At 65.9% G+C, this 23,229-nt stretch carries 23 protein-coding genes; 14 read left to right on the plus strand and 9 right to left on the minus strand.

All coding sequences use genetic code 11. From position 1 onward, the window contains the following. Positions 1-747, minus strand: a complete 747-nt coding sequence (locus Q4543_RS05310; protein WP_303436740.1) for a PP2C family serine/threonine-protein phosphatase — start codon at positions 745-747, stop codon at positions 1-3. 207 nt (positions 748-954) lie between these two features. Here Q4543_RS05310 and Q4543_RS05315 point away from each other — a divergent pair, with 207 nt between their 5' ends. Beyond that, positions 955-1,629 (plus strand): OmpA family protein, encoded by a 675-nt coding sequence (locus tag Q4543_RS05315; RefSeq protein ID WP_216004084.1) that lies wholly within the window; start codon positions 955-957, stop codon positions 1,627-1,629. On the opposite strand, the gene Q4543_RS05320 is transcribed toward Q4543_RS05315, so the two are convergent. Genes Q4543_RS05320 through Q4543_RS05330 form a run of 3 tightly spaced genes read right to left on the minus strand, consistent with a single transcriptional unit; the run spans position 1,630 to position 4,668 of the window. After that, complete coding sequence (locus tag Q4543_RS05320; RefSeq protein ID WP_303436741.1) at positions 1,630-3,168, minus strand: ABC transporter permease; 1,539 nt, start codon at positions 3,166-3,168, stop codon at positions 1,630-1,632. Continuing rightward, positions 3,137-3,799, minus strand: a complete 663-nt coding sequence (locus Q4543_RS05325) for an ATP-binding cassette domain-containing protein (protein ID WP_303436742.1) — start codon at positions 3,797-3,799, stop codon at positions 3,137-3,139. The genes Q4543_RS05320 and Q4543_RS05325 overlap by 32 nt, the downstream gene beginning before the upstream one ends. Continuing rightward, entirely contained in the window at positions 3,796-4,668 is an 873-nt protein-coding gene (locus Q4543_RS05330) for a putative selenate ABC transporter substrate-binding protein (RefSeq protein ID WP_303436743.1), read from the minus strand. Before Q4543_RS05330 ends, Q4543_RS05325 begins: the two co-directional genes overlap by 4 nt. Before the next feature lie 207 nt (positions 4,669-4,875). Here Q4543_RS05330 and Q4543_RS05335 point away from each other — a divergent pair, with 207 nt between their 5' ends. Further along, positions 4,876-6,114, plus strand: coding sequence for a diaminopropionate ammonia-lyase (locus tag Q4543_RS05335; protein ID WP_303436744.1), 1,239 nt, complete (start codon positions 4,876-4,878; stop codon positions 6,112-6,114). Positions 6,115-6,119: 5 nt separating this feature from the next. On the opposite strand, the gene Q4543_RS05340 is transcribed toward Q4543_RS05335, so the two are convergent. Then, positions 6,120-6,635 (minus strand): DUF6446 family protein, encoded by a 516-nt coding sequence (locus Q4543_RS05340; protein WP_303436745.1) that lies wholly within the window; start codon positions 6,633-6,635, stop codon positions 6,120-6,122. Then, complete coding sequence (locus tag Q4543_RS05345) at positions 6,632-7,576, minus strand: glycine--tRNA ligase subunit alpha (RefSeq protein ID WP_303436747.1); 945 nt, start codon at positions 7,574-7,576, stop codon at positions 6,632-6,634. The genes Q4543_RS05340 and Q4543_RS05345 overlap by 4 nt, the downstream gene beginning before the upstream one ends. 202 nt (positions 7,577-7,778) lie before the next feature. Here Q4543_RS05345 and Q4543_RS05350 point away from each other — a divergent pair, with 202 nt between their 5' ends. From Q4543_RS05350 to Q4543_RS05365, 4 genes are all read left to right on the plus strand, one after another. Beyond that, complete coding sequence (locus Q4543_RS05350; protein WP_303436748.1) at positions 7,779-9,473, plus strand: trypsin-like peptidase domain-containing protein; 1,695 nt, start codon at positions 7,779-7,781, stop codon at positions 9,471-9,473. A 245-nt stretch (positions 9,474-9,718) separates the two neighbouring features. After that, the gene (locus tag Q4543_RS05355) at positions 9,719-10,066 is read left to right on the plus strand and encodes a CidA/LrgA family protein (protein ID WP_303436749.1); all 348 of its coding nucleotides are present in this window, start codon (positions 9,719-9,721) and stop codon (positions 10,064-10,066) included. Then, positions 10,059-10,787 (plus strand): LrgB family protein, encoded by a 729-nt coding sequence (locus tag Q4543_RS05360; RefSeq protein ID WP_303436750.1) that lies wholly within the window; start codon positions 10,059-10,061, stop codon positions 10,785-10,787. The genes Q4543_RS05355 and Q4543_RS05360 overlap by 8 nt, the downstream gene beginning before the upstream one ends. A gap of 122 nt (positions 10,788-10,909) precedes the next feature. After that, entirely contained in the window at positions 10,910-12,295 is a 1,386-nt protein-coding gene (locus Q4543_RS05365) for a GntP family permease (protein WP_303436751.1), read from the plus strand. A 61-nt stretch (positions 12,296-12,356) separates the two neighbouring features. On the opposite strand, the gene ilvC is transcribed toward Q4543_RS05365, so the two are convergent. After that, complete coding sequence (gene ilvC / locus Q4543_RS05370; protein ID WP_216003991.1) at positions 12,357-13,379, minus strand: ketol-acid reductoisomerase; 1,023 nt, start codon at positions 13,377-13,379, stop codon at positions 12,357-12,359. 138 nt (positions 13,380-13,517) lie between these two features. Between ilvC and Q4543_RS05375 the strand changes: the two genes are divergently transcribed. The 5 genes from Q4543_RS05375 (at position 13,518) to Q4543_RS05395 (ending at position 17,674) form a co-directional block, all read left to right on the plus strand. Further along, positions 13,518-13,973, plus strand: a complete 456-nt coding sequence (locus Q4543_RS05375) for an Lrp/AsnC family transcriptional regulator (RefSeq protein WP_303436752.1) — start codon at positions 13,518-13,520, stop codon at positions 13,971-13,973. Continuing rightward, positions 13,970-14,428 carry an Lrp/AsnC family transcriptional regulator gene (locus Q4543_RS05380; RefSeq protein ID WP_303436753.1) on the plus strand — a complete coding sequence of 153 codons (459 nt, stop codon included), beginning with the start codon at positions 13,970-13,972 and terminating at the stop codon, positions 14,426-14,428. The genes Q4543_RS05375 and Q4543_RS05380 overlap by 4 nt, the downstream gene beginning before the upstream one ends. 136 nt (positions 14,429-14,564) lie before the next feature. Continuing rightward, complete coding sequence (locus Q4543_RS05385; RefSeq protein ID WP_303436754.1) at positions 14,565-15,689, plus strand: aminotransferase class V-fold PLP-dependent enzyme; 1,125 nt, start codon at positions 14,565-14,567, stop codon at positions 15,687-15,689. A gap of 297 nt (positions 15,690-15,986) precedes the next feature. After that, entirely contained in the window at positions 15,987-16,409 is a 423-nt protein-coding gene (dksA, locus tag Q4543_RS05390; RefSeq protein ID WP_216003995.1) for an RNA polymerase-binding protein DksA, read from the plus strand. Between the two features lie 95 nt (positions 16,410-16,504). Next, positions 16,505-17,674 (plus strand): FAD-dependent monooxygenase, encoded by a 1,170-nt coding sequence (locus Q4543_RS05395; RefSeq protein ID WP_303436755.1) that lies wholly within the window; start codon positions 16,505-16,507, stop codon positions 17,672-17,674. A 4-nt stretch (positions 17,675-17,678) separates the two neighbouring features. Here Q4543_RS05395 and Q4543_RS05400 read toward each other — a convergent pair whose 3' ends face one another. Both Q4543_RS05400 and Q4543_RS05405 read right to left on the minus strand, forming a co-directional pair. Next, a complete protein-coding gene (locus tag Q4543_RS05400) occupies positions 17,679-18,137 on the minus strand; it encodes a CreA family protein (protein ID WP_303436756.1) in 459 nt (152 codons plus the stop codon). A gap of 22 nt (positions 18,138-18,159) precedes the next feature. Further along, positions 18,160-18,630: a pyridoxamine 5'-phosphate oxidase family protein gene (locus Q4543_RS05405; RefSeq protein ID WP_303436758.1), complete on the minus strand. Its 471-nt coding sequence runs from the start codon at positions 18,628-18,630 to the stop codon at positions 18,160-18,162. A 130-nt stretch (positions 18,631-18,760) separates the two neighbouring features. On the opposite strand from Q4543_RS05405, the gene Q4543_RS05410 reads away from it, so the two are divergent. Genes Q4543_RS05410 through Q4543_RS05420 form a run of 3 tightly spaced genes read left to right on the plus strand, consistent with a single transcriptional unit; the run spans position 18,761 to position 23,197 of the window. Next, positions 18,761-19,924, plus strand: coding sequence for an isovaleryl-CoA dehydrogenase (locus tag Q4543_RS05410; RefSeq protein ID WP_303436759.1), 1,164 nt, complete (start codon positions 18,761-18,763; stop codon positions 19,922-19,924). Between the two features lie 47 nt (positions 19,925-19,971). Then, positions 19,972-21,543 (plus strand): AMP-binding protein, encoded by a 1,572-nt coding sequence (locus Q4543_RS05415; RefSeq protein ID WP_303436761.1) that lies wholly within the window; start codon positions 19,972-19,974, stop codon positions 21,541-21,543. 58 nt (positions 21,544-21,601) lie between these two features. Next, positions 21,602-23,197 carry a carboxyl transferase domain-containing protein gene (locus Q4543_RS05420; RefSeq protein ID WP_303436763.1) on the plus strand — a complete coding sequence of 532 codons (1,596 nt, stop codon included), beginning with the start codon at positions 21,602-21,604 and terminating at the stop codon, positions 23,195-23,197. Positions 23,198-23,229 lie beyond the last annotated feature (32 nt).

Genomic DNA, 23,229 nt, shown 5'->3' on the forward strand with positions numbered 1-23,229 from the left:
TCAGCCCTCCACGCCGACCACGATGACCGAAACATTGTCGGGCGCGCCCGCCTCCAGCGCGGCGCGCAGCAGATCGGTGCAGGCCTCGCGCGGATCGCCCGCCGCGCTGATCAGATCGGCGATGCGGCTGTCGGGCAGGCAGGTGGTCAGCCCGTCGCTGCACAACAGCAGCCGGTCGCCCGGCACCAGCGGCGCCGAAACATGGTCGATCTCAAGCGCCGGGTCCGCGCCCACGGCGCGGGTCACCACATGGCGCTGCGGGTGGCGTTCGCGGTTCTCGTCGCTCAGCAGGCCTTCGTCGATCATCTCTTGCACCACGGTGTGATCGCGGCTCAGCAGCCGCAGATGCCCGGCGCGCAGCAGGTAGGCGCGGCAATCCCCGGCCCATGCCAGATGGGCGACGCAGGACTGGATCAGCGCCACCACCGCTGTCGCGCCGATCTGGCCAAGGTTCTGCTGCGCGGCCAGATCAAGGATCGCCGCGTTCGCCGCCAGCAGCGCCGCGCGCAGCGTCGGCGCTGCTGGCGCATGATCGTCAAGCTTTGCCACATGGTCGATGACGATGTCCGAGGCCATCGCGCCATGCCCTTGCCCGCCCATGCCGTCGGCCACCGCCCAGAGCAGCCCGGCGGGATCGGTCAGGATGCTGTCTTCGTTCTCGGTGCGCACCCGCCCGACATGGGTCAACCCGGCACCCTGCAGGCGCGGCGCCATGGGGGCAGGGTTGCGGGTCGTCGGGGGGGTCATGCGGCGCGCTCCGCCGCCGGGGGTCGGCATCTGCCGAATGATTGCGGCCTCTGGTCGGGTATACCTGACATGGGCGCCCCTCGAAAAAAGCTGATCTGAAACGCTGTCCATGCTACCTTCTTTCGTGCATCCCACCAACTTTTTTCGCTGAAAGGGCTTCTGATGTTTTCCCGAGCCGTTCGTGTTTCCGTTTTCGCGTTGATCGCCATGGGTTTGCCCGCCCTTGCCCCGGCACAATCCGTGGATGAGTTGTCGGTGGAAGAGCTGAAACGACTCTTTCAGGCGCAAAAGCAGGTGTTCAAAGAGGCCGAGGCGGGCAATCTTGGCGCAACGCGCGGCCTGCGTCTGGTGACGGTCGACGATGTGCAGGCCGAAAGTGCCGCGCCGCAGCTGGCCACCACCGCGCCGCAGCTGAGCGCGCCGTCCCCGGACACGGGCGTGTCGATTGCCGCCACCGCCGCGCCGGGCGCGCGCCCGGTCGATCCCAACAAGCCGCTGCTGGCGGCGGCCACCGACGCCCCCGTGGTGTTCGGGGAACTGGCCCCCGAATTGCAGGTCAACCTGCACATCGCCTTTGGCTTCGACAGCGCCGCCATCGCCGATGATCAGGCCCCCAAGCTGGCCGCCATGTGTCAGGCCCTGTCCGAGGCGGATCTGTCGATGGTGCGCATCGTCGGGCACACCGACAGTTCGGGCACCGACGCCTATAACCAGCGGCTGTCGGTGCTGCGCGCCAAGGAGGTCGCCCGCCATCTGATCGAGGAATGCGGCATTCCCGCCACCAAGCTGCAAACCGTGGGCATGGGCGAGAAATTCCCCTTCAACAAGGCCAACCCCCGCGCCGACGAGAACCGCCGGGTGGAGTTTCAGGCGCTCAGCTGATCAGCAGCAATCGTCACGGATGCTGCCGCGCAGCCCCGCACCGGCGCCGCGCCGGATCCAGCGCGACAGCGCGTCGATGCCCGCCGTCATCAGCCCGGTGGCGATCAGCAGAACCAGCGCCCGGTCAAGCCGCAGCTCGGCAAGGGCGCTGTCGATGTAGAACCCCAGCGTGGCGATGCCGAGCAGGCCCATCACCGCGGTTTCGCGCAGGATGATCTCCCAGCGGTACAAGCACAGCGCAAGGAAGGGCCCGAACAGGCGCGGCACCAGTTCCCAGCCCCACAGGGTCAGGCCGCGCGGCGCGTCTCGGCGCAGCTTGGGCACAAGGCTTTCGCCTTCGCGCCCGGTCAGATGGGCAATGATCGCGGCATTGTGCAGCGCCAGCGCCAGCACGGCGGGCAGCATTGACGGGCCGAGGATCTGCAGGAACAGGTAGGCCAGCATGTATTCGGGAAAGCTGCGCAGGATCACCAGCAGCATATGCCCCGCCAGCCGCCCGGCGCGCGAGGTGACGCGCGGCACGATCAGGCCAAAGCCGGCAAAGGCCAGCGCCCCGGTCAGGATCAGCGCGATCTGCGCCACGATCAGCGTGGCGACAAGGCCGGGCAGCGCCTCATGGGCGGCGATATCGCCCAGCCATGCCAGCAGCGCCGCGCCATCCCAGCCGCCCCGCAGCGGGCTTGGCACGATGTCCTGCGTCAGGAACCGCATCAGCGCGCCGGACCCCATGGGCGGCGATGTGATCAGCGCCAGCGTGACGATGGACGCGGCCAGCCACGGCAACGCCAGCACGGGCCGCATCCACAGCCGGATCGACGCGATCAGCGCCACGTAGCAGATCATGATCGCCGAAGCCGCGCCGTAATCGCCCATGCGGAAAAAGCTGTCGAGCTGAAAGCCCAGCGTCGGCAGCCCGACAAAGCCCAGCACCGCGCTGGCCCGCAGCCCGCATTCCAGCCGATACAGCGTGTAATGTTTCATCGCGCTCAGCGCCAGCGGTGCGCGCGCCCATAGAAACCGACTGAGCGGGTCGGTCTTGGGCAACACCTCGGAGGGGCGCTGATCGGCCTCTTCAAGCTGCTCGGCAAAGACCTTGGCGAAGATCCCCATATAGGGCAGGGCGATGGCCAACACCCCGGTCAGCGGCGAGATCCCCATGACCTGCATCAGCATCAGCGCCCAGAACAGCTCGTGCACCGAGCGCAGCGCGATGCAGACCCAGCGCACGGATCGCAAATGATAGAACGGCGCCAACGCCAGCCCGGTGCCCGCGCCAAGGGCCACGCCGCAGCAGGCAAAGGCGACGGTCAGCCAGACGGCGCGGCCGATGCGTTCCACCGCGCCGAAATCGGGGCGCAGAAAACCCGCGCCCATGCGCCCCAGTGCCGCCCAAGGGTCGTGCCCCGCCAGCGAGAAATCCGCAAAGGGCAGCGCCAGCACGGCCAGCGCAACGAACAAGGTGACAACGCGCGGCCGGCTCAGCGCCGTGGCGCTGCCGGGGATGCGCTTAACGGGTATAGAGTGCGGCGATATCGGCATCGCTGACCTCCTGCGGCGGGGCGTCGAACAGGATGCCGCCACGCGCGATGCCCACCAGCCTTGTGGCAAAGCCGCGCGCCAGCGCCACGTCATGCAGCGCCAGCATCGAGGTGTCAAAGCGCCCCTGCATCTGCGCCAGCAGCGCCTGCGCCTGCGTTTCATCCACGGCAGACACCGGCTCGTCGCCGATCAGCACCGCGCCGCCGCGCCAGAAGGCGCGGGCCAGCGCCACGCGCTGCTTCTGCCCGCCCGACAATTGCCCCACGGGGCGGTCGATCTCGGGCGCAAGGCCCACCGCCTCCAGCACCTTTGCAACGCCGTCGCGGTCTGTCCGCGGTGGGCGCACCAGCGCGCGCAGGTTGCGCCATGCGGAATGATCGCTCAGCCGCCCCATCATGACGTTGCGCAGCACCGACAGCTGCGGCACCAGCGCCTGATCCTGCGGCACCAGCGCCACGCGATTGCCGGGGGCGAGCCGGTCATGCACCGTCCCCAGCAGCGTCGATTTGCCCGCGCCAGAGCGCCCTAGCAGCACCACACGCTCGCCCGCGCAAAGCGTCAGCGACAGCTCGCGCAGAACCGCCGTGTGGCCATAGCCAAGCGTCTCGCGATCAAGCGAGAGCAGCGTCATTCGATCAGGCCCAGCTCCTTCGCGGTGTCCTCGATGGGCTGGAAGTCTTCGCTGGCGGCGGCAATGAACGCCTCGCGCGGGAAGCTGGCCAGCAGCTCGGGATCGGACATGCCGATGATCGCCGCCTGCACCTTGTCGGCAAACCCATCGCCAAAGCGGGCATCGACGTCGCCGCGGATGGTCCAGTTGTAATCGGGGTAGGGCGGGGTCTGCCAGATCACCTTGGCAGTGTCGGTTTCCGGCGCGCCCTCTTCCAGCGCCTTGTCATAGACGGCGTAGTTCAGCGCGCCGATCTGCCATGCGCCCGAGGATACAAGCCGCAGCGTCTGGCTGTGATCGCCCGAAAATCCGACCTTGTCGAAAAACGCCTCGGGGGCTTCGCCGGTCTCTTTACGGATGTAATATTCCGGCATCAGGCGCCCCGAGGTCGAGGTCTTGGCGCCAAAGGTGAAGGACATGCCTCTGGCCGCCTCGGGGAAGCTGTCGGATGCCTCCAGCCCGGTGTCGGTGTTGGCGATGAAATAGCTCACGAAGATCGGGTCTTCCTTGCCCTGCGCGATGGCGCGGGCATCGGGAACCATCAGCCGGGCCTGCACGCCGGTCAGCCCGCCGAACCATGCCAGCTGGATCTGATCGTTGCGGAACGCGGTGACAGAGGCGGCGTAGCTTTTCACCGGCACGAATTCGACGTCGACGCCAAGTTCGGCCTCGAGGTAATCGGCGACCTTGGAAAACCGCTCGACGAGCCGGGTTTCGTCTTCGTCGGGGATGGCCGAGAAATACAGCGTGTCGGCTGCGGCGCTGGTGGCCATCAGCGCAAGCGCGATGGCAAGGGCAGGTTTTCGGGCGGTGGCAATCGTAAGGGGCATGGGGCGCGTCCTTTCTGCTGTTGAGCGGAGAGGCGCGCGTCCACTCCGGCAAGAGGGGCACCGGGGCGGTGCCACGTGAATGAGGCGGTGAAACGGCGTTTCGCGCTGCCTGTCAAGGGTGCGGAGGGTGCATTTGGATCGCCTTGGGCGCTGGCGCTCCGTTGCTGACGCTTGACGCCGCCGCCCGATGACGGTTGAAACTGCTACATGAACACATCGATCACCCGTGGCGCAGGGACCGACGCCGCCTTCACCCTTGTCATGAACCCCCTCGCCGAACGCGGCGCGGCCTGGAGCGATGCGCAGAACGCGATCCTGTCCGATGACGGGCTGGCCTTGGCGCGCGAAACCATCTCGGGCTGGCCGGGCTATGCGCCGACGCCGCTGGTGGCGCTGCCGGGGCTTGCGGCGCAGACCGGCGTGGCGCAGCTGCATTACAAAGACGAGGGCGGGCGCTTTGGCCTTGGCTCGTTCAAGGCGCTTGGCGGGGCCTATGCGGTGGCGCGGCTGCTGGCGAAACAGCTCTCGGGCGCGCTCGGGCGCGAGGTGACGCTGGACGAGGTGACGAACAAGGCCTTCCCCGAAGAGGCGGCACAGATCACCGTGTGCTGCGCCACCGATGGCAACCACGGGCGCTCTGTCGCATGGGGCGCGCAGAATTTCGGCTGCAACTGCGTGATCTTCATCCATGCCACCGTGTCCGAGGCCCGCAAGACCGCGATCGAGGCCTATGGGGCGCAGGTCCGTCGCTGCGAGGGCAATTACGATGACAGCGTGCGCGAGGCGCAGCGCATGGCGACCGAGAATGGCTGGTTCGTGGTCTCGGACACTTCATACGAAGGCTACATGGAGATCCCGCGCGACGTGATGCAGGGCTACGAGGTGATGGCCGCCGAGGCGTTCGATGCCCTGAACGCGGCCCCGACCCATATCTTTTTGCAGACCGGGGTGGGCGGCATGGCGGCGGCGGTGGCGGGGCTTGCGGTGCGGCGCTGGGGCGCGGCGCGGCCGGTGATCGTGCTGTGCGATCCCGACCAGTCGGCCTGCTGGCTGGAAAGCTACCGCGCCGGTGCGCCAACCGCCGTGACCGGCGATCTCGATACGCTTATGGCGGGGCTGGCCTGCGGCGAGGTCTCGGCTTTGGCGTGGGAGGTGTTGCGGGTGCACGGTGATGCGGTGATCGCGCTTACGGATGCGGCTGCCATCAGCGCCATGCGCCTGCTGGCGCGCCCCGAAACCGATACGCCGATCGCCGCGGGCGAAAGCGCCGTCGCCGGTCTCGCCGGGCTGATCGCGGTGTCGGGCGATGAGGACGCGCGGGCCGCGCTTGGGCTTGACGGCACCTCGCGCGTGGTGGTGTTCGGCACCGAGGGCGACACCGACGCGGCGCTTTACAAAGAACTGGTCGGGGCCACGGCAGAGGCAGTGCGCAGCGGCACTGCCTGAACAAGTCAGTCGCGGGCGGGGCAATCCTCGCCCAGCGGCGTGCCGTCATAGGCCTTGTCGCCGCAATCGTTGATCTCTTCCCAGATCCAGCCGCGCCCGTCGCTGGCTACGGCGATCACCCGGTCGATGCCGTATTCAACGTTGCGCTGCGCCGCATAGACATGCGCCTCGCCGGTTTCGATCAACAGGCCAATGGCCTCGGCGTCAAAGCAGCCGAACCAGAACGGCGCATTGCGCGGTTGCGCGGCGGTATAGCGCTCGAACCGCGAATCGAGCGATTGCAGCGTTTCGGGGGTGTGGAAACAGCCGCGAAAGCGGATCGGCGAGGAGCTTGCGTCGATGCCTTCGAAGTCATTGTAGACGATGTGCTGCGGCGCTCCGCCATCGCGCGGCGTCAGGAACACCTCGCCCGCGTCGTCACTGACCGTTTCGTAATAGTAGAACACCTGAAAGTAATACACCGCCGCGCCAAAGATCAGCGCGGTGGCGACAATGGCAATGGCAAGGATCTTGCCGCTCATGCCTCGGTCAGCTCGGGGGTGTATCCCCCGGCCTCGGTCAGCACGAAGGCATCGGCGCATTTCTTCGCCAGCGCCCGCACGCGGCCGATATAGGCCTGCCGCTCGGTGACCGAGATCACCCCGCGCGCGTCGAGCAGGTTGAACAGGTGGCTGGCCTTGATGCACTGGTCATAGGCCGGGTGGGCCATGACGATGCGCTTGCCGGTCTTGGGATCTTCGGCGGGCCGATCAAGGATGCGCTGGCATTCGGCTTCGGCGTCCTCGAAATGCTGAAGCAGCGTCGCGGTGTCGGCCACGTCGAAATTCCAGCGCGAATATTCTTCTTCGGTCTGGCGGAAGACATCGCCGTATTTCAGCGGGATCGGCGAGGCCGGATCGTTGAAGGGCATGTCCATCACGTGATCGATGCCCAGAACATACATCGCCAGCCGTTCGAGGCCATAGGTCAGCTCGCCCGAAACCGGGGTGCAGTCATGCCCGCCAACCTGCTGGAAATAGGTGAACTGCGACACTTCCATGCCGTCGCACCAGACCTCCCAGCCAAGCCCCCATGCGCCCAGCGTCGGGCTTTCCCAGTCGTCTTCGACAAAGCGCACATCGTGCAGCGCCATGTCGATGCCGATGGCCTGAAGCGAGCCAAGGTAGAGATCCTGAAGATCGGGCGGCGACGGTTTGATCAGCACCTGAAACTGGTAATAATGCTGAAGCCGGTTGGGGTTTTCGCCATAGCGTCCGTCGGTCGGGCGGCGCGAGGGCTGCACATAGGCCGCCGCCCAGGGTTTCGAACCCAGCGCGCGCAGGGTGGTGGCGGGATGAAAGGTGCCCGCGCCGACCTCCATGTCATAGGGTTGCAACACGGCGCAGCCCTTGGTGGCCCAATAGGTCTGAAGCCGCAGGATGATCTCCTGGAAACTGCGCGGTTTGTCCTGGATGCCGGTCATGCTGTGCCCCTGCTGTCTGTCGCATCCTGCATTATGCGCAGCGGCGCGGAGGGTCAATGCACGAGGGGCTGGCGCTGCTGCCACAGCTTGCCACTCTCGCGCAGAATTGCAGGTGACGGTGCGCCGGGGTCTGTTACAACGCCGTGAAACGCAACACGACATGACGACTTGGGGCTATACGGGTATGTTTCGGACCTTTCTTATGGCAAGCGCGGCGGCCCTGCTGATCGCGGACAGGGCAGATGCGCAGGAGACGGTCTATATCCAGATCGAGGCCCAGCCGAGCCTGCGCGAGGCCGAGGATGCGGTGCGCGGCTATGCCGCCGCGCTCAACGATGTGAACGGATTCACGCTGGGCGGTGGCTGGTATGGCATTGCGCTCGGACCCTATGCGCCCGATGCGGCCAATGCGATGCTGCGCCAGCTGCGCGGCAGCGGGCGGATCCCGAGCGACGCCTATCTTGCCGCCAGCAGCGAATACCGCGACCGGTTCTTCCCGGTGGGAGGGGTGCTGAACGTGCCAGATCCGGCCCCCGCGCCGCAGGTGGTGCCTGTCCCGCAGCCCCAGCCGCAAATCGATGAATCCCCGCGCGAGGCCCGTGCCAGCGAGGCCCGACTGACGCATGGCCAGCGCGAGATGCTTCAGGTCGCGTTGAAATGGGCGGGCGTCTATACTGCGGGCATCGACGGCGCGTTTGGCGCCGGTACCCGCCGCGCCATGGCCGACTGGCAGGCGCGTCAGGGCTATGACGTCACCGGCGTGCTGACCACGTTGCAGCGCGCCGATCTGCTGGGCCAGTACAACGCCGTGCTTGACGGGCTGGACATGGCGCAGGTCAACGACAGCCGCGCCGGCATTTCCATCGAGATGCCGACCGGCGCGGTTGCCTTTGATCGCTACGAGGCGCCCTTTGCCATTTACGAGCCCAGCGGCGATCTGGCAGCCCGCGTGCTGCTGATCAGCCAGCCCGGCGACCGCCAGACCCTCAATGGCCTGTACGAGATCATGCAGACGCTGGAAATCGTGCCGCCCGAGGGCGCACGGACGCGCAACCGCGACGGATTCGTGCTGACCGGGGCCAATGCGCGCCTCACCAGTCACACCGAGGTGACGCTGCAGGGGGGGCAGATCAAAGGCTGGACGCTGATCTGGCCCGCCGGTGACGCAGAGCGGCAAAGCCGGGTCATGGCGCTGATGAAGGCGTCTTTCGCCACCTTGGACGGGGTGCTCGACCCGGCGGCGGTGAGCGTGGATGGTCAGGCGGTTGATCTTGTGTCCGGGCTTCAGGTTCGCCAGCCGCGCCAAAGCGTGTCGGGCTTTTTCGTCAGCCCCGGCGGGGCTGTTGTGACCGCCGCCGAGGCGGTGGCAGGCTGCGGGCGGGTGACGCTGGACGGCGCATATGAGGCCACTGTTGCGGCAAGCGACGCGGCGCTTGGCGTGGCGCTGCTGCAACCGGCGGTGGCGCTGGCGCCGCGCGGCGTGGCCGCATTTGGCGGCGAGGTGCCGCGGCTGAAATCGGAAATCTCCGTGGCGGGGTATTCCTTTGGCGGCGTGCTGAGCGCGCCGACCCTGACATGGGGCACCATCGAGGACATGCGCGGCCTCAATGGCGAAGAGAGTGTCGAACGCCTTGCCGTTGCTACGCGGGACGGCGACAGCGGCGGGCCGGTGCTGGACATGAGCGGGGCGGTGCTGGGCATGTTGCTGCCCAAGGCGACGGGCGCTGCGCAGCTGCCAGCCGAGGTTGGCTTTGCCGCCGATGCCGAAGCCTTGCGGGCGTTCCTGTCAAGCGCCGGGGTGCAAGGCCTTGCCGCGCGGGGCGGCGGCGCACTGGCCCCCGAAGACCTGACAGCGACCGCCACCGCGATGACGGTCAAGGTCAGCTGCTGGGAGTGATCCCGACGCCCCGGCCCGTGCTTTGCGGCGCGCTCCGGGGGCTGAGAGCAGTGCGATCTTGCGCGCGGCGCGGATCGTCGGCCCGACTGCTCGAGGCCATATCTGCGCCAGCCCCGGATAAGGCGGCGCATGACGCCTGAGCGGGCATTCACGCGGCACATGTCGCCTTTGCGCTGCCATGCTCTTGCGCTGTGCGCTGGCGCCAGTCTTAATTCCACCATGCCTCCTTGCGACGGAGCCTATCCTTGCTGAGCTATCTTACCCTGATCTTTGCCTGCCAGCTTCTCGGAGAACTGCTGGTCGGTGCCTTGGCGCTGCCGATCCCCGGACCGGTGGTCGGCATGGTGCTGATGTTCGTCTTCCTGTTGATCCGGGGCCATGTGCCCGAAGACCTGGGGCGCGTCACGGCCGGGCTGCTGGGCACGATGTCGCTGCTGTTCGTACCGGCGGGCACCGGGGTGATGCTGCATTTCCACTTGCTTGGAGAGGCGGCCTTGCCCTTGGGCGCGGGGCTGCTGGTCAGCACGCTGGCGACCATCGCGGTGACCGGGGTGCTGATGGCATGGCTTGGCGCGGAGCGCTCGGATGGGTAGCTTGCAGAACCTGTCAGAGACGTGGATCTATCTCAGCGCATCGCCGCTGTTCCACCTGACGCTGACCCTTGTGGCGTTTCAGGCCGCTGCGTGGCTGTTCGAAAAGGGCGGGCGCAACCCGTTGCTGAACCCGGTGATGGTGGCGGTGGTGATCATCGTCATCGTGCTGTCCGCCACCGGCACCAGCTATGCCAGCTATTTCGAAGGCGCGCAGTTCGTGCATTTCCTGCTTGGCCCCGCCACGGTGGCGCTGGCGATTCCGCTGTACCGGCAATGGCATGTGGTGAAACGCTCGGGCGTGGCCATCGCCATCAGCCTGCTTTGCGGCTCGCTGACGGCCATCGCCACATCGGTCGCCATGGCGTGGCTGCTGGGCGCCACGCCCGAGATCATGGCGACCATCGCGCCCAAATCGGTGACGGCGCCGGTGGCCATGGCCATCGCCGAGGAGATCGGCGGGCTGCCATCGGTGACGGCGGTTCTGGTGATCCTGACCGGCATCATCGGGGCGATGTTCGGCACCATGGTGCTCAACGCCTGCCGGGTGCGGCCATGGACGGCGCGCGGCCTTGCCATGGGCACCGCCAGCCACGGCATCGGCACCGCCCGCGCTTTGCAGGTCAACGAGACAGCGGGGGCGTTTTCCGGCCTTGCCATGGGGCTGAACGCGCTGGCGACGGCGATCCTGCTGCCGATCCTGTGGGGGCTGGTGTTCCGCTGACCCGATGACAGATCCGTGAAGGCCCTGTGCGCTGCGCCGGGTTGGCCTAGCCTTGCCTGTGGGCCACAACCCTGAGGAGACTTACCCTTGTCGTTAAACCGTGATCATGAGGAGCACTGTCCATGGGACTGATCGGGATCATCCTGTCACTGGGATTGTTGATGTATCTTGCATACAGGGGGATCAACGTGCTGATCCTTGCGCCCTTGCTGGCCTGTCTTGCGGTGCTGATGTCGGGCGGTTTGCCGGTGCTGGCGACCTATACGCAGGTGTTCATGCAAAGCCTTGGCGGCTATGTGATCACCTATTTCCCACTGTTCCTGCTTGGCGCGATCTTTGGCAAGGTCATGGCCGATGGCGGCGCGGCGCGCACCATCGCCGAGCGCATCGTGGCATGGGTCGGCCCCGGACAGGCGGTGCTGGCCGTGGTGCTGGCCTGCGGCGTGCTGACCTTTGGCGGGGTATCGCTGTTCGTGGTGGCCTTTGCGATCTATCCGATCGCCAACGCGCTGTTCCGCCGGGCCGATGTGCCCAAGCGGCTGCTGCCCGCGGCCATCGCGCTGGGATCGTTTACCTTTACTATGACGGCCTTCCCCGGCACCCCGGCAATTCAGAACGCCATTCCGATCCCGTTCTTCGGCACCAACGTCTTTGCCGCGCCGCTGCTGGGCACGCTGGCGGGGGTGATCATGTTGGGCGGCGGGACGTTTTGGCTGAACCGGCGCCGCTCTGCCGCGCAGGGCCGAGGCGAGGGCTATGGCGAGCACGAAGAAACCGGCGCCGACAGCACGCTGCCAAGCGATGTGGTGCTGCCGAATTTCGCCGTCGCGATTGCGCCGGTGATCGCGGTGATCACGCTGAACGCGCTGTTCACCTATGTGGTGATCCCGATGATGAGCGCCGACTACCTTGCCGAGCCGAAATACGGCGCGACCTCGCTGTCTTCGGTCGCGGGGATCTGGGCCATCATCGTGTCGCTGACCCTGTCGATCCTGCTGGCCATCGCGCTGAACTGGGCGCGGTTCAAGGATCTGCTCGACACGGTGAATACCGGCACCATGGGCTCGCTTCTGCCGGTGTTCAATACTGCTTCCGAGGTCGGCTACGGCGCGGTGATCGCCTCGCTGCCCGCCTTCGGCCTGATCCGCGATGCGGTGCTGGGGCTGTTTCCCGACAACCCTGTGGCCTCGCTGGCGGTGGCGGTCAACGTGCTGGCGGGGATCACCGGATCGGCCTCTGGCGGCATGTCGATCGCGCTGAACGCGCTTGGCGAGCGCTTTGCCGAGATGGGGCAGGCGCAGGGTGTCAGCATGGGGCTGATGCACCGGGTGACGGCGCTGTCCTCGGGGGGCTTTGATGCGCTGCCGCACAATGGCGCGGTGATCACCCTGCTGGCGATCACCGGCATGACCCACAAGAAAAGCTATGCGGATATCTTTGTGGTTGCCGTCTGCATCCCAGTGCTGGCGACGATCCTTGTGATCGTGCTGGGCTCGATGGGGCTGTAAGTGGGCATGAAAAAGGCCCGCGCCGGGATGGCGCGGGCCGGATGATGCGGCGTGGGCCGGATCAGTTCTTGGCTTTGTCGACCATCTTGCCGGCCGAGATCCACGGCATCATGCCGCGCAGCTTGGCGCCGGTTTCTTCGATGAGGTGCTCGTCATTGGCACGGCGCGACGCCTTGAGCGTCGGCTGGCCAACGGCGTTTTCCAGCATGAAGTCACGCACGAACTTGCCCTGCTGGATGTCGGTGAGAACGTCCTTCATGGCTTTCTTGGTCTGCTCATAGGGCAGGATGCGCGGGCCGGTGACATACTGGCCGAACTCGGCGGTGTTCGAGATCGAGTAATCCATGTTGGCGATGCCGCCCTCATAGATCAGATCGACGATCAGCTTCACTTCGTGCAGGCATTCGAAATAGGCCATCTCGGGGGCGTAGCCCGCCTCGACCAGCGTTTCGAAGCCGCAGCGGATCAGCTCGACAAGGCCGCCGCAAAGCACGGCCTGCTCACCGAACAGGTCGGTTTCGCATTCTTCGCGGAAATTGGTCTCGATGATCCCCGAGCGCCCGCCGCCGATGGCCGAGCAATAGGACAGGCCGATTTCCAGCGCCTTGCCGGTGGCATCCTGATGAACGGCCACGAGGCAGGGCACGCCGCCGCCCTTGACGTATTCACCGCGCACGGTGTGGCCGGGGCCCTTAGGCGCCATCATGATGACGTCGACGCCTTCGGGCGCCTCGATCAGGCCGAAATGGATGTTCAGGCCGTGGGCAAAGGCGATGGCCGAGCCGGGCTTGAGGTTGTCCTTGACGTATTTCTTGTAGGTCTCGGCCTGCAGCTCGTCGGGCATGGTGAACATGATCACGTCGCACCATGCCGCGGCTTCAGCGATGCCCATGACGGCGAGGCCTTCGCCTTCGGCCTTCTTGGCCGAGGCAGAGCCTTCGCGCAGGGCGACGGCGACGTTCTTGGCACCGGAATCGCGCAGGTTCAGCGCGTGGGCGTGGCCCTGGCTGCCGTAGCCGAGGATGGCAACCTTCTTGTCCTTGATCAGGTTGATGTCGCAATCGCGGTCATAGTAAACGCGCATGTCTTCGTCCTTCCGTGACGGTCTTTTGTTATGCGCCGCAAGTTAGGCGGGGTTGCAGCTATTTTGCTTTCGTTTTTCTTGCTGTTTCCGCCGAAAGGTGAAAGATCATTCGCCTGATGGCAAATATGCGGATAATCCATGCTTGACGATACGGACAGGCGCATCCTGCGCCAGTATCAGGCCGACCCAGAAACCCCTATGGCCGAACTGGCCGAGCGCGCCGGGGTGACACCCTCGACGCTGGCGCGGCGGCTGGCGGGTCTGCGCGACAGCGGGGTGCTGCGCGGGGTGCGCGGGGTGATCGACTGGGGCGTGCTGGGATACAGCATCGAGGTGATGCTGCGGGTGACGCTGGACAAGACCGAGCCGCGCGCCTTTGACGAATTCCTCGCCGAGGCGCGGTGTGTGCCGGAAGTGATCGAGATTCAGACCTTTCTTGGGACGGTCGATCTGCGGCTGGCGGTGATCGCGCGCGATCTGGCGCATTACCAGCGCCTGTACCGGGAACGGCTGCTGGTGCTGCCGCATCTCTCGGATGTAGAGGCGCTGATGCATGTGAGTTTGGTGAAAGCAGATGAAACGGTGCCGCTGTGAGCGTCGAGCTGGACGAGATCGACCGGGCGCTGGTGCGGGCCTTGGCGGCGGATGCCACCGCCAGCGCTGGCGCGCTGGGGCGGGCGCTGGGGCTGTCGCAACCGGCGTGCTGGCGGCGCATCCAGCGGCTGCGGGCGGCGGGGGTGTTCCGCGGGGCGCGGCTGGATCTCGACCTTGAAAAGCTGGGCTTTGGCGTGACGGTGTTTCTGGGCATCAAGCTGGCGACCAAGGGGCGGGTGAGCCTTGAGGATTTCGAGCGCGCGGTGCGGGCGATCCCCGAGGTGCAGGTGGTCGACCATGTGCTGGGGGCGTTCGATTATCGCCTGCGGGTGGTGGCGCGCGATCTGCCGGATTTCGAGCGGGTGCTGCGGCGGAGGATCATGACGCTGCCGGGGGTGGGCAATGTCGAGGCGAACGTGATGCTGAGCGAGGAGCGCCGTCCGGGGCCGTTGTGAGTGAGCCGTTGTTGTGACGGGACCGGCGCTCGCGCTGCGCGCATCGCCCCGCCCGCCGTCCCACAAAGCCGTTCGGAGGCGTTGGCCTTTTGCCCGCGATGGTCTAGCCATGGCGCAAATATGCAAGGAGCTTACCATGCCTCAGCGCAGCGATGTCGACCCGACCGGGCTTGACGAATTTTCGGTGGTCTTCACGGACCGTTCTCTCAACCACATGTCCGCCGCGTTTCAGGAGGTGATGCGCGACATCTCGGGGCTGCTGCGCGAGGTGTATGGCGCCGATGGCGTGGCGCTGGTGCCCGGTGGTGGCACCTTTGGCATGGAGGCCGTTGCCCGCCAGTTCGGGCAGGGCGCGAAGGCGCTTGTGGTGCGCAACGGCTGGTTCTCCTTCCGCTGGTCGCAGATTTTCGACGCGGGCGGCTTTGGCGGCGAGGTCACCGTGATGAAGGCGCGCCAGATTGGCAACGCGCCGACCACGGGTTTTGCGCCCGCGCCGATCGCCGAGGTCTGCGAGGCGATCCGCCGCGAAGCGCCGCAGATCGTCTTTGCGCCGCATGTCGAGACATCCTCCGGGATCATCCTGCCTGAGGATTACATCACGCAAATGGCGCAGGCGGCGCATGAGGTCGGCGCGCTGATGGTGCTGGACTGCATCGCCTCGGGCTGTGTCTGGGTCGACATGCGCGCCACCGGCGTCGACGTGTTGATCTCTGCCCCGCAGAAGGGCTGGTCGGCCACGCCCTGCGCCGGGCTGGTGATGCTGTCGCAGCGGGCTTTGGAGCGTATGGAGGCCACCGCCTCGAACAGTTTTGCCATGGATCTGAAGAAATGGCGCGACATCATGGCGGCCTATGAGGCGGGCGGCCACGCCTATCACGCCACCATGCCCACCGACGGGTTGCGGATGTTCCGCGATGCGATGTTCGAAACGCAGCAGATGGGCTTTGACCAAGCCAAGGCGGCGCAATGGGAGCTTGGCGACAAGGTGCGCGCGCTGCTGGCGGGGCGCGGTGTGGCCTCTGTTGCGGCCGAAGGCTATGGCGCGCCGGGCGTCGTGGTCAGCTATACCGACCGGCCTGAGATAAAGTCGGGCAAGGCCTTTGCCGAGCAGGGCACGCAGATTGCCGCCGGGGTGCCGTTGCAGGTGGGCGAGCCCGAGGGGTTCTCGACCTTCCGGCTGGGGCTGTTCGGGCTCGACAAGCTGGCGGATGTGGATGGCACGGTGGCGCGGCTTGGCCGGGCTTTGGAAGCGGTGCTCTAGCACGCCTGCGCCCACCACACCCCGGTCCCGCGCAATTGTGGGGCCGGGGCAGAGCTGGTGCGTCTCGTGAGGCCGGGGCAGGCCGCCTCTCACAGCAATAAATCATTTGTTTCAAAACTGTTAAATTTTTCACGCCCAATTTCCGGGCACGAGGCGCACACTCGATGGATATGCTTGCGCCTAGGTGGATTGTATAGTGACAAGCCGAGTCCCATGGGATAATTCCAGCCACGTAAGGGGTGCCGGAGTCGTTCAGGGGTCAACCATGAAGGGGCCGGCTTTCAAGAGGGAGCAGAAATGAAGCCCGAGACCTTTCTTCCAGACGATTATAGTCCGGCAGACAGCGAGCCGTTCATGAATGAGCGTCAGCTCGAATATTTCCGGCGCAAATTGCTTGCGTGGAAGAATGATATTCTTGCCGAAAGCCGCGATACCATCGAGGCCTTGCAGGATTCCACCCGCAACATTCCTGATGTCACCGACCGTGCCAGCGAGGAAACCGACCGGGCGCTCGAATTGCGCACCCGGGACCGGCAGCGCAAGCTCGTCGCCAAGATCGACAGCGCCTTGCGCCGCATCGACGAGCGCGAATATGGCTATTGCGAAGTCACCGGCGAGCCGATTTCGCTCAAGCGGCTTGATGCGCGGCCTATCGCGACCATGAGTCTCGAGGCGCAGGAGCGCCATGAGCGGCGTGAGAAAGTGCACCGCGACGACTGACGCCTTCGGGCGGCAGCGTGGCTGCAAGTAGGACGCCGGGGTTGCACGCCCCGGCGTCCTGCGTTTCGGGCAGACGAACCTTGGGGAAGCAAGGCATGGCACTGGCAGGCAGGCAGATCATCGTCGTGGGCGCTGGCATCGGGGGATTGGCGGCGGCGCTGGCGCTGCGCCAGCGCGGCGCCGAGGTGACGGTGCTGGAACAGGCAGAGGCGATCCGCGAAGTTGGGGCCGGTCTTCAGATCAGCCCGAACGGGCTGCGGGTGATCGAGGCGCTTGGGCAAAGCGCGGCGCTGAGCGCGCGGGCCAGCAAGGCGCGGGCCGTAGTGTTGCGCGATCACCGCGCCGGGCGCGAGGTGCTTCGGCTGGATCTTGGCAAGCTGCCCGAGGGGCAGGGCTATCTCTTTGCCCACCGCGCCGATCTGGTCGAACTGCTGGCCGACGCGGCGCGCGCGGCTGGCGTTCAGATCCGTCTGAATCAGAAGGTCACGCAGATTACGCCCGGCATGGTGCCAGAGGTGACGTTGGCGACTGGCGACAGGCGCTCGGCGGATCTGGTCATCGGCGCGGATGGGTTGCATTCGGTGCTGCGCGGCGAGCTCAACGGCGCGGCGCCGGAAAAATTCACCGGGCAGGTGGCGTGGCGCGCCCTCATCCCCAATGATTTCGGCCATCCGCCCGAGGTCACGGTACATATGGGGCCGGGGCGGCATCTGGTCAGTTATCCGCTGCGCAATGGCACGCTGGTCAACATCGTCGCCGCCGAGGAACGCAAGGGCTGGACCCCCGAAGGCTGGGCCCATGAAGATGATCCCGCCAATCTGCGCGCCGCCTTCTCGGGGTTCGGCGGCAGCGTTCCGCAGATGCTCAGCCGGGTCGACAAGGTTGGGCTCTGGGGGCTGTTTCGTCACCCGGTGGCGCGGCGCTGGTTTGGCGAAGGTTGCGCGCTGCTGGGCGATGCGGCCCACCCGACGCTGCCCTTTCTCGCCCAAGGCGCAAACATGGCACTGGAGGATGGCTGGACGCTTGCACGCTGCCTTGATGCAAGCGCCGATCAGCCGCAGGCCTTGGCGCGCTACCAGCAGCTTCGCCGGGATCGCTGCGCGCGGATCGTCGCCGCAGCCACCGGCAATGCGTGGAAATATCATCTGAGCAACCCGCTGATCCGCCGCGCGGCGCATCTGGGTCTTGCGGCGGCCGGGCGCATCGCGCCGGATCGCATTCTGCGCCAGTTCGACTGGATTTACGGCCACGACGTGACCGCCTGATGGTTCAGTCCGCGCCGGAGCCGTAGAGCGGCACCGTCGAGATCGCCAGCTTGGCAGAGCCGTCCGCCACCTGCTGCGCGTGCACCAGATAGATCAGCGTCTGGTTTTCTTCGTCAAAGATCCGCTTCACCCGAAGGCTTTTGAACACGATGGAACGCGAGGTGCGGAACACGTCTTCGCCCTCATCGCTGCGGTCGATGTCGCCAATGGTGATCGGCCCGGTCTGTCGGCAGGCAATCGACGCATTTGACGGGTCTTCGAACCAGTTGCCCTTGGACAGCCGGTCGATCAACCCGCGATCGAAATAGGCGACATGGCAGGTCACGCCCTCGACCTTGGGGTCGGCAACGGCATCGATGATGATGTCGTTGCCCGTCCAGTCGACGCCGACCTCGCCGACCTGCTCGGCCTGCGCCATCAACGGAAAAACACAGAGCAGGGCGGCAAGGCAGATACGTTTCATCGGATGATTCCCTGAGGTCAGATCAAAACACCACCCGACCATGCTCGCCCGCGTCCGGCGTGTCACCCGCCAAATTCGCCTTGGCAATCTCGTAGAGAAAGCTGACGCCGCCATCGCCAGACCAGACTTCGGCCTCGCGCGGAGTGAATTTGACCAGCTGCACGGCGGCATCTTCGCGGCCATTCTCGAACCACGCGGCGGCAAAGGCATTCCACAGCTCGTCAAGTTTTTCGCTGTCGTTCACCGCCTCGAGCGTGCCGAAGACGTTGGCATAAAGATGCGCCTTCGAATCGGCGATGTAGAACGTCGCCTCGCCGCCGGATCTCGCGCCCCGGTCAGCGGCGCTACCGCGCGCGGTGATGAACCAGATCGCCTTGCCCTCGGCATCGCCCTGCGGCGACATCGGCACCGGGCGCTCGCCGTCAGCGGTCAGAAGGCCGGCACGCACATCTTTGAGCTGGCTCCAGAATTCGTCTTTCAGATCCTTGGTCATGGGGTGTCCTTTCCTTGTTGTGCACCTAACGCGCCGGGCTCGCCCGATGTTCCTTTCGCTTGACGGATCACCCATCGCACGCCAAGATATGAACAAGCGTTCAAATAAATCGTCAGGAGGAGGGCGGGATATGTTCAGCGCAGGCATGAGCTTTGATCTTGGAGAGGACGTGAACGCGCTGCGCGACATGGTCCACCGCTGGGCGCAGGACCGGGTAAAGCCGCTTGCGGCGCAGGTTGACGCAAGCAACGCCTTTCCAAATGAGCTTTGGCCCGAGATGGGAGAGCTTGGGCTGCTGGGCATCACGGTGCCCGAGGAATACGGCGGCGCGGGGATGGGCTATCTGGCCCATGTCATCGCGGTCGAGGAAATCGCGCGGGCCTCGGCCTCGGTCTCGCTGAGCTACGGGGCGCATAGCAACCTGTGCGTCAACCAGATCAAGCTGAACGGCAGCGATGCGCAGCGGCAGAAATACCTGCCGGGGTTGATTTCCGGCGCCCATGTCGGGGCGCTGGCGATGTCCGAGGCTTCGGCCGGCTCTGACGTGGTCGGCATGAAGCTGCGGGCGGAAAAGAAAAACGACCGCTTCGTGCTGAACGGCTCTAAATACTGGATCACCAATGGCCCGGACGCCGACACGCTGGTGGTCTATGCCAAGACCGACCCCGAAGCCGGATCCAAGGGCATCACCGCCTTTCTGATCGAAAAGTCGATGACCGGCTTTTCGACAAGCCCGCATTTCGACAAGCTGGGGATGCGCGGGTCCAACACCGCCGAGCTGATTTTCGACAATGTAGAAGTGCCGTTCGACAATATCCTTGGCGAGGAAGGCCGCGGCGTGCGCGTGCTGATGTCGGGGCTCGATTACGAACGGGTGGTGCTGGCGGGGATCGGCACCGGGATCATGGCGGCCTGTCTTGACGAGGTGATGCCCTATCTTGCCGAGCGCCAGCAATTCGGCAAGCCCATCGGCTCGTTTCAGCTGATGCAAGGCAAGATCGCCGACATGTATACCGCGATGAATTCTGCCCGCGCCTATGTTTACGAGGTCGCCAAGGCGTGTGACCGGGGCGATGTGACGCGGCAGGACGCGGCGGCCTGCTGTCTGTATGCCAGCGAACAGGCGATGGTGCAGGCGCATCAGGCGGTGCAGGCGATGGGCGGCGCGGGGTTTCTGGCGGATGCGCCGGTGGCGCGGCTGTTCCGCGATGCCAAGCTGATGGAGATCGGCGCGGGCACGTCGGAAATCCGCCGGATGCTGGTCGGGCGCGAGCTGATGTCGGCTGTGAGCTGAGCCATGTATCTGTCTGAAATTGCAGTGGGTTCATCATGATGAGGCCAATGGGTGAGTGCCGGGCGCGGGCAATGCTGTGCCACAATGCCGATTACGAAACCCTGCGCGACAGGTTCGCGTGGCCGGTGCGCGCGCAGGTGAATCTTGCCGACGAGGTCTGCGACAGCTGGGCAGCGGTGGTGCCCTCGCGCACGGCGATTATTGATCTGCGCGGGCCGGAGCCGATTCCGGTCAGCTATGGGGCCTTGCAACGGCTGTCGCGGCAGGTCGAGACGTGGCTGCGGGCGCAGGGCGTTGCGCGCGGCGACCGGGTGGCTGTGCTGCTCTCGCAAAGCCCGCTTTGCGCCGCGGCCCATATCGCGGCATGGCGCATGGGCGCGATATCGGTGCCGCTGTTCAAGCTGTTCCGCCGCGATGCTCTTGCATCGCGGCTGGCCTACAGCGGTGCGCGCGTCGCGGTCAGCGACGATGAGGGCGCGGCGATGCTGGCGCCATTTGCGCTGCCGGTGTTGACGGCTGGGGCGCTGCCGGAGCCGGGCGCATGGCCCGCTGCCCAGACCTCGCCCGGCGATCCGGCGATCATCATCTACACCTCTGGCACCACCGGTGCGCCAAAGGGCGCGCTGCACGGGCACGGAGTTCTGGCGGGCCATCTGCCCGGCGTCGAGATGAGCCATGATCTGCTCGGGCAGGATGATGACATCCTGTGGACCCCGGCGGATTGGGCATGGATCGGCGGGCTGTTCGATGTGCTGATGCCGGGGCTGTATCTTGGGGTTCCGGTGGTGGCGGCGCGCATGGCGCGGTTCGAGATCGACGACTGTCTCAGGATTTGCCGCGACGGCCTTGTCCGCAACGTGTTCTTGCCACCGACCGCGCTGCGGATGCTGAAAGCCGCGAACACCGGCATTCCCGGCCTGCGCTCTGTCGCCAGCGGCGGCGAGCCGCTTGGGGCCGAGATGCTGGACTGGGGGCGCAATGCCTTTGGTGTGTCGATCAACGAATTCTACGGTCAGTCCGAATGTAACATGGTTGCAAGCTCTTGCGGGGCGCTTTTCACACCGCGTCCGGGCTGCATCGGCAAGCCCGCGCCGGGGTTTCGCATCGGCGTGATCGATGCTGACGGCGCAGAAACTCTGGGCGAAGGCGACATAGCGATCGCCAGAGGTGCAGGCTCCATGATGTTGGAATACTGGAACAATCCGCAGGAAACCGCGCGCAAGTTTCGCGGTGACTGGCTGGTGACCGGGGATCGTGGGCGATGGGAAGACGGCTATCTGCGCTTTGTCGGGCGCGAAGATGATGTGATCACCTCGGCGGGCTACCGCATCGGCCCCGCCGAGATCGAGGATTGCCTGCTGTCTCATCCCGCCGTTGCGACGGTTGGCGTGGTGGGCAAGCCCGACGCGCTGCGCACCGAAATCGTCAAAGCCTATGTGGTGCTCAAACCCGGCGCGCAGGCCAGCGCCGCAGACTTGCAGCACTACGTCAAGGATCGGCTGTCAAGCTATTCATACCCACGGGAAATCGCCTTTGTCGAGGGGCTGCCGATGACCGTGACCGGCAAGGTGATCCGCAAGGATCTCAGGGCACGCGCCGCAGCAGAGGGCGCGCCGTGAGCCCGCGCGCTGGCAATGCGCCAACAGAGCAGATGTTCACCCGTCTGGAGGAGACCTCATGAAACTGCAATCCCAGGCGCTTCCGACGTCCGAAGCCTTTGTGCAGAACCGCGCCGCCCATCTCGAGGCGCTGGCCGCGATCCGCGATGCCGCCACGCTGGCGGCAGAGGGCGGCGGCGCCAAGGCGCGCGAGCGGCATGTGGCGCGCGGCAAGATGTTGCCGCGCGAACGGGTCGCCAACCTGCTTGATCCCGGCGCGCCGTTTCTGGAAATCGGCGCGATGGCGGCGCATGGCATGTATGACGGCGCGGCCCCGGCGGCGGGCGTGGTTGCGGGCATCGGGCTGGTGGCGGGACGGCAGGTCATGGTGCTGTGCAACGACGCCACGGTGAAGGGCGGCACCTATTATCCGATGTCGGTCAAGAAGCACCTGCGCGCGCAGGAGATCGCCGAGGAAAACCGGCTGCCCTGTGTCTATCTGGTCGACAGCGGCGGTGCCAACCTGCCCAATCAGGACGAGGTCTTTCCCGACCGCGACCATTTTGGCCGCATCTTCTACAACCAGGCGCGGATGTCTGCCAAGGGCATTGCGCAGATCGCCGTGGTCATGGGCTCGTGCACGGCGGGGGGCGCCTATGTGCCCGCGATGTCGGATGTGACCATCATCGTGCGCGAGCAGGGCACGATCTTTCTGGCCGGGCCACCGCTGGTCAAGGCGGCCACCGGCGAGGTGGTCTCGTCCGAGGATCTGGGCGGCGGCGATGTCCATACCCGGCTGTCCGGGGTCGCCGATTACCTTGCCGAAGACGATGCCCATGCGCTGGCGCTAGCGCGCCGGGCGGTCGGTTCGCTGAACCTGCCGGGCGCCTTGGGGCTGGCCGGGGAAGCACCGGCCTATGATCCCGAAGAGATCCTTGGCGTGGTGCCGGGCGATCTGCGCACGCCTTATGACATCCGCGAGGTGATCGCGCGGCTGGTGGATGGCTCGTATTTCGATGAGTTCAAGCCGCGCTATGGCGACACGCTGGTGACCGGCTTTGCGCAGGTGATGGGGATGCCGGTCGGCATCGTCGCCAACAACGGCGTGCTGTTTTCCGAAGCCGCGCAAAAGGGCGCGCATTTCATCGAGCTGTGCTCGCAGCGCAATATCCCGCTGGTGTTCCTGCAGAACATCACCGGCTTCATGGTCGGGCGCAAATACGAAAACGAGGGCATCGCGCGCCACGGTGCCAAGATGGTGACGGCGGTGGCAACAACCAACGTGCCCAAGATCACCATGCTGGTCGGCGGTTCTTTTGGGGCGGGCAATTACGGCATGGCAGGGCGGGCCTATCAGCCACGGTTCCTGTGGACATGGCCGAACAGCCGCATTTCGGTGATGGGCGGGGCGCAGGCCGCCGGGGTTCTGGCCACGGTCAAGCGCGATGCGATCGAGCGCGCGGGCGGCACATGGTCGCCCGAGGAAGAGGCCGACTTCAAGCGCCCGACGGTCGAGATGTTCGAGCGCCAGTCGCACCCATTATATGCCACGGCGCGGCTGTGGGACGACGGCATCATTGATCCGCGCAAATCGCGCGAGGTGCTGGCGCTTTCGCTGCGCGCCGCGCTGAACGCGCCCATCGAAGAGACGCGCTTTGGCGTGTTCCGGATGTAAGCGCGCTGTTGTGGCGGGGAAAACAGGCGGGA

This window comes from Salipiger sp. 1_MG-2023 (genome assembly GCF_030547555.1).
Lineage (GTDB): Bacteria > Pseudomonadota > Alphaproteobacteria > Rhodobacterales > Rhodobacteraceae > Salipiger.